This window comes from Microcoleus sp. S36b_A4 (genome assembly GCF_036700645.1).
Taxonomy (GTDB): Bacteria; Cyanobacteriota; Cyanobacteriia; order Cyanobacteriales; family Microcoleaceae; genus Microcoleus.
On sequence record NZ_JAUBPI010000165.1, the window covers coordinates 1 to 6,359 of the forward strand.

Sequence of the window (6,359 nt, forward strand, 5' to 3'; positions counted from 1 at the left end):
GCAGCTACCGATGCTGCTGCAATTAGTCCCATCAATCCCGGTAACTTTGGCTCTATCCGATCGGTTCCCGTGGTTCCGGCTCCGAGGTATTTCACTAAAGATGAGGCAGACGGCTTAAAGGATCTGGCAAAGGAGAAGGCGGACGGGGCAAAGCAAGCGAAGCGGGGGTATAGTGCTCTAGGCAAAATTGAGAAGGCTGATGCCACGGTGCATAAAGAGCATCGCAAATATGAATCTGTGGTAGCCGATAACGAACTCAAAAAAGTTCGATCGAATGCTGGTTTGGCTAAGAAATTACACGCGCTGCGCCCTGGCTACGCACGGCTAGGAATGGGTATCGACAAAGCTGAAAACGATGCCCGTACTCGGATTGACGCAATTAAAGCCAAACTCACGGCGGGGGCAAACTAATGAGAGCGATGTATCTGGCAAATTATTTTGTCGCCGGGTGCATCGCTTCCTCCCTTCTGGGATGGATAGCGAGTTTACATCCGATGGCATTTAGAGCGATCGCTTTTTTAGCGGCAGCAGCATTCATTTTGTGGGGGCTTTGCTGGCTCCTAGATTTTTCTGTGTCTGGCTGGCTCAAGATTTCGGTGCAGAATTTGCAGGCTTTGCTTCTGGCTGGCATGGCTTCGATCGTGATCGGTGCGGGGGTGTTTTTATGCAGCTAAAAATGTTTGTGCTGTCTGGCGCTGCGGTTGCCCTCTGGTTGGCTCCCTTGGTTGCCCTCGATAAAAAAGTTAGTTGGCATAAAGCAATTCAGGGGCTCTCGCTTGGCGGGGCGGTTGCTTGTGCAGTTGGCGCGGGTAACATTGCCCGCCGACTGGTAGAGGAAAATGAGATTGAGCAATTGAAGCTGAGGGCAATTAAGGCTGATACAGAGGATGAAATCTCGACATCTGTTTATGTTTCTCAGCAACAGCGCCAACAGGAAGCAGAACAAATTCTGAACCCCCGCGAACAGCTAGAACGATTGCTAGCACTGACTTGTGATGAAGAGAGCGGATTAGTGGCAGAACCCCAAAACCAACTAGCTGAACGTTCCGAGAACGACCCAGAGAACGACAAAGCAGAACGAGCGCTGCAACTGAAGGCAAAGGGATGGGGTAAAGCAAAAATCATTCTTGAAATCTGGGGAGTGTCCAAAGGAGGCAGCCAAAAATACAAGGATGCTGAGGCTGAGTACAAGCGCTTAGTTGGGGAAGAGTAACACAAAAACAAACAAAAATCAGTAGTGAGGAATAAAAGTTAAGGCTTATAGGTATCGATTTTCTGTATAAGCTCAAACCCGTACACAGAGCGCGTTCTAGATTTTATGGCAATTCTGCCTATTGAATTAGTCAGCACAATGTGCTAGCACTCTCCGCACCGTGTTTTAAGCGTGTATAGAGAAAATTAGAGACCTATAGGTCTCTAGCTCAACCGTTTCTAATAAAAATCAGCCAGAACCCTCATTCTTACGTGCTTAACAAAAACCGAAACCTATTAGGTTTCGTACACAACCGAGTTGATTAAAATCCGTGCTCTAAATCCCATCCGCCGCTAAAATAATCAAATGGAAGATAGACGCCGTTGGGGTCGCCAAAGAAAAATAGAAGCCCGCAGAGAAGAGCGAGAATCTCGGCGATCGTTTCTCAAGCACTACTACCACAATCCTTGGAGACTGTGGGCGCTGGTACTTGACTATTTGACGTTGGTAAAAGTTGAGGTGCTCAAGAAGCCCTTAAAGCATCAGAACGAACGGCTAAAAGCTCTAATCCTAATTCCTAAATTCTGCAACGGCTTAATCGGCGTGTCACTCACTGACAGCCTACCCGCACCTCTAGTCAACTAGCGGGGCGGTACCTTCTATGCTCTAAACTTTCTAAAAATCTAGACACCAAAAAACCGCTGCCTTCAATTGGTACCTGACGTGCAACGGCTTTTGGAAATTCAATCCACCTTCAACTCGTCTTGAGCGAGTCAAATTCATGTACGACAATTCTACTCCGAATAACGGTCAATCTTCAAGCAATCTTAGAAATCTTGTAAGAGTTTCTAAGGCTAACCCGTGCCCGCACTGTGGCAAACCTGACTGGTGCTACTCGATCGGCGAGCTTTCGGTTTGCAGTCGTGACCAACCGCCCGCTACTGGTTGGGAAGCTACAAGCCAAGCTGATAAAGAGGGCCACGTTTACTACGCCCGCCCGCAGGAAAAGAAACCAGCCCGACCAAAGCAAACTCGCTATTTTGACTACCCCGCCCGCGACGGTTCTCCGTTGGTTCGCGTGGTTCGTGTTGATGACGGCGCTGGCAAGAAGAAAATCTGGCAAGAAAACTGGGACGGCTCCCGATGGCAGAAGGGAATAGGAGACGTTGCCCGTGCCAGCATCCCGATTTACAAATATTCAGAAGTTCAGCAAGCAATTTCAGAAGGCAAATTCATCCACACAGTTGACGGGGAACAGTGCGCTGACATTTTTTGGAAGCTTGGTTTAGCAGCCACTACCAGCATCGGCGGGATGGGTAAGTTTTCCTCGACCGACTCTCTGGATTTACAGGGTGCTGTTGTGGTTATCACTCCCGATCGTGACAAACCAGGAATCGAGGACGCGGAGAAGGTTGCCCAACACTTCCCGGATGCTATGTGGCTCTACCCATTCCCAGAATCTAAAGCTTGGGAAAATCTACCCAAAAGTCAGGGTCTAGATGTTTTCGACTGGATCGAACAAGAAAAACTTTCAGCCGATGACATCAAAGCTGCGATCGGAGGCAAGAAAGTTTTTCAGGCTCCGACTTCGCAGGCAGTATCAAACGTTGTAACTCACGAGCGGTTCAAACCTACCAGCGTTGACTTGAGAAAAGAAGTTACAGCACTTTTCAACTCTGACGTTACGGGTTCTGAGCTGACGGCGGCAATGGTGGACTTGGCGCGTGCCAGCACTAGCCACATTCAGCAAGTCGAGCGCATCTATAAGGAAATTCAGGAAGAAGCCGATCGAGATGAACAACGGCTCGACAGAAAATCTGATTTAGAGGAATTGCTAAAAATTAGCAGCCGACGCTTGACTCTTGAAAAATACCTGCACCCCAATCTGGCAAACCCTATTAAAAAAGTTTCTGAATGGTTGGGGGTAGACCCTGAAGCGATTCTTACTTTCTTGCTCCCAATTTCAGCAGGGTTGATAAATCCCAATTCCCGCATCCTGGTTAAAAAGTGTACGAATTTTGTTGAGCCATTTTTGCTCTACACGGGTGTAGTCACAGAAACGGGTGGCCGAAAAACTCCCACACTGAACATACCCAAAATGCCTCTAGTAAAACTTCAGGCAGAGGAAGACGAGCGTTATGCAGCGGAGTTAGAGGCTTATGAGCAAGCGTGTGAGGCATTCGAGAATCTACCAAAGGAAGAGAAAAAAGACGCAGAAACTCCCCAAAAACCCCATCCTGTGAGGGAATTCTATGTGGACAACATCACTGTCGAGTCACTGGATGAAATCAAGGGGCTCCAGCCAGACAAAGCGTTCACCATGATTAAAGACGAGCTTAGCGGGTTGTTTGCGTCCTACGGTGCATATAAAGGTGGCAAGGGTAACGACAAAGAAAGCTTTCTGTCTGGCTGGAATGGTGGCGGCATCAAAAAGAATCGCCGTAGTAAAGATTCTCGTGTCAGCCTAACCCGTGACTCGCTATCAATTACTGGCGGTATTCAACCCGATAAACTCCGAACACTGCTAGGAGACTTTACCGATTCTCAAGGCGATTGGGCTCGATTCCTCTGGTATCAAATGCCGATGCGTCCCTACAAGATTCCCCGCAACGACGTAACCTACAGTTTAGGAACTTTGCTTGAGTCTACCTACAGAAAATTAGACTCTCTGCCCGCGCTAGAGTTTTACTTTTCAAAGGACGGCCAGAAGTTTTACGACGATTGGTACGACAAGCGGTACGAGCAAACCCGGAACGAGACAAAACCCGGTCTAAGGGCTGCAATGGCAAAAATGCCCGGTCAAGCGGCGCGGTTAATCGGTGTACTGCACGTTCTCAAAGGAGTCAGTAGTGAACCCGCAGAAGTTCAGCAAGAAATACCTTTAGATACTGTGCGGGCCGGCTGTCATTTAGCACAGTTCTACCTCGGTCAAGTGACTGTGTTACAAGGTGATGGCGACGCGCTGCACGGCGAACTAACTCCCATCCTCAAAACTCTGCTTGAGAAAGTAAACGAGGTAGGTAAATTGACCGCCTCTCAAGCTAAGAAAGCAGTGTGGGGACTCCGAGCACTTGCACCAGATAAACTCCGGCAACACTTTGAGGAGCTCGCAGCTATGGATTTAGCAGAGGTACAGGGTGCGGGTTCCCGATTGACGCTGGCATCTAAAGTGTTGAGGAATTCCGATGAACTGTTGATGAATAACAGCAAAGTGTTGAGGAATTCCGATGAACTGTTGATGAATAACAGCAAAGTGTTGATGGACTCTCAACAACATCAAACCCTTATATATCAAGAGATTGAAGAAATAAATCCTCAGACTGTTGATGCTGTTGATGCAATTCAAACGTTTGATGCCGATACCGCCACCAATGCTGACGCGGGAAGTGTTGAGGAATTGGAAAAAACCTCAACACCATCAACACTTGCAGGATTTGAGCCTGAAAGCCTTATGCAGCAAGCGTCAATAGGTGTTGAGGAATCCTCAACACTTTCATCAACAGTTGAGGATTCCTCAACACTTTCATCAACAGTTGATAAAAGTGCAGAACAAATCAGAAAGGCGATCGCAGATGTTGACCGCTCGCTGGCCATCCAAGTTTGGAATGCACTTGCGGGTAAAGCAAAAATAAAATTGAACAGTGCGGTCAAGGATTGCTTGGCGGATGGTGAGAGTAATAACTTTAAACTTTTGGCTAAGACTGGATTTGTCAAAGGTACGCGAGTCGAGTACGTCGGCGCTTATGAGCAATATCAAGGGATAGAGCTAGTGGTTGACTCGATCGACAAATACTCTCAGATTGCTTGCATCAAACCTGACGGCAGCTATACAACTTGGCTGAAGCCGGAGGAATTGCAAGCCATTGACTAAATCACCGATCGCAAAACTCGAAGCTAGAATCCCTCAATCCCTCAATTCCGAGATTCCGAGATTCTACTTTTAATCTACAAATCACAGCCACCGGGAATATGTGCCACTTTCTCGGTGAGCGTGTGCCAATCTCAATAAGAACTCGCGCCCTGTCACGGCGGAACTCGTGGTGATGGATATTAAGTGCTGGCAAGAGTTCCGGCTGTGTTGCAATTGCAATCGGAAGCTTTGCGGGCAGATTGCACCCAATCTGCACTTAAAAAGGACTGTAGACAAAGATTGTAGACAAGTATGTTGACATTGTAGACAGGTATCAGTTAGTGTAGACACATACCGTCTACAAATGTCTACAATGAGTGAAAGTAAAGTTATATCGTTTCGCGCCTCAAGCCACTTCCTTAACTGGATACAGGCGCAACAGTTAGAGGGTGAATCCGAGAGTCAGGCAGCACAGAGAATCCTCAAGGCTCTATCCGCTGGTGCAACCATAGAAGTGTCTACAGCGTCGTCTACAGAATTGTCTACACGAAGCAATGATAGTATCGCGTCTACACAGTTGTCTACACTAACGCCTGAGATTGTAGACACACAGATAGAGACTAGACTTGACCCTATTCTGCAAAAGTTGGCAGAGATGGATGAACGCTTGGGAAAATTGAGTGCCTGAGTGAATCGCCCACAGAATCACTCAGGCCGGAACCAGAGGAAGTCGAGAAACTACGCAACCAGTTAGAGGGCTCCGATCGCCTAGTAGCTCGAAAAAATCAAGAACTTCAAGCAATGGGTAGCGTACTTGCTGCTGCTAACCAAAAAATCTACGACCGGGACGCGGAAATCGAAAAACTTGAAACAAAACTCGCAGCAGCTCTCACAGAAAAACCAGAGTCAGAACAAAAATCAGCCACTGCCAGAGACTTACCCGACGTTTACGACGTACTCAATCGGGTAAAAGCTGAGGACTCAAAATCAAAACTTACACCCGGCGACATCAAGAGGATTTACAGGATACTTGAGGAGTCCTGAAATACATCTCAACTGGAAGTTAGGAATAATACCCCGGTTAATCGCTGGGGTTTTCTGGAATTCAAAACTTTACAATTGCCAGCTTGACAAAACTGCTGGAAAACACGATCGTTAAGTAACTGAGGAAGATTGACGCGCGACTGCTAAGCACTTGGAACTGCTTAACAAGTCACGACTTCCCCAAACCGTTCACTCACAACGTTTGGAGCCGAATAATTATGACACAGGATGTCGATCGCAATTCTGACGCGATCGCAACTCTTAATACTGGTG

The 6,359-nt window shown here is 47.5% G+C and carries 6 protein-coding genes; all 6 read left to right on the forward strand.

Annotated elements, in window-relative coordinates; all coding sequences use genetic code 11:
- On the forward strand, positions 1 to 411 hold a 411-nt coding region (locus QUA03_RS27955; protein WP_333216859.1), incomplete at its 5' end, for a hypothetical protein.
- Positions 411 to 674 carry a hypothetical protein gene (locus tag QUA03_RS27960; RefSeq protein ID WP_333216860.1) on the forward strand — a complete coding sequence of 88 codons (264 nt, stop codon included), beginning with the start codon at positions 411 to 413 and terminating at the stop codon, positions 672 to 674. The genes QUA03_RS27955 and QUA03_RS27960, both read left to right, overlap by 1 nt.
- A complete protein-coding gene (locus tag QUA03_RS27965) occupies positions 665 to 1,213 on the forward strand; it encodes a hypothetical protein (RefSeq protein WP_333216862.1) in 549 nt (182 codons plus the stop codon). The genes QUA03_RS27960 and QUA03_RS27965 overlap by 10 nt, the downstream gene beginning before the upstream one ends.
- Before the next feature lie 345 nt (positions 1,214 to 1,558).
- Positions 1,559 to 1,837, forward strand: a complete 279-nt coding sequence (locus QUA03_RS27970) for a hypothetical protein (RefSeq protein WP_333216864.1) — start codon at positions 1,559 to 1,561, stop codon at positions 1,835 to 1,837.
- Positions 1,838 to 1,973: 136 nt separating this feature from the next.
- Positions 1,974 to 5,063, forward strand: coding sequence for a DUF3987 domain-containing protein (locus QUA03_RS27975; protein WP_333216866.1), 3,090 nt, complete (start codon positions 1,974 to 1,976; stop codon positions 5,061 to 5,063).
- A gap of 780 nt (positions 5,064 to 5,843) precedes the next feature.
- On the forward strand, positions 5,844 to 6,086 hold the full coding sequence (locus QUA03_RS27980) for a hypothetical protein (protein ID WP_333216868.1): 243 nt from the start codon (positions 5,844 to 5,846) through the stop codon (positions 6,084 to 6,086).
- The last annotated feature ends 273 nt before the right edge of the window (positions 6,087 to 6,359 follow it).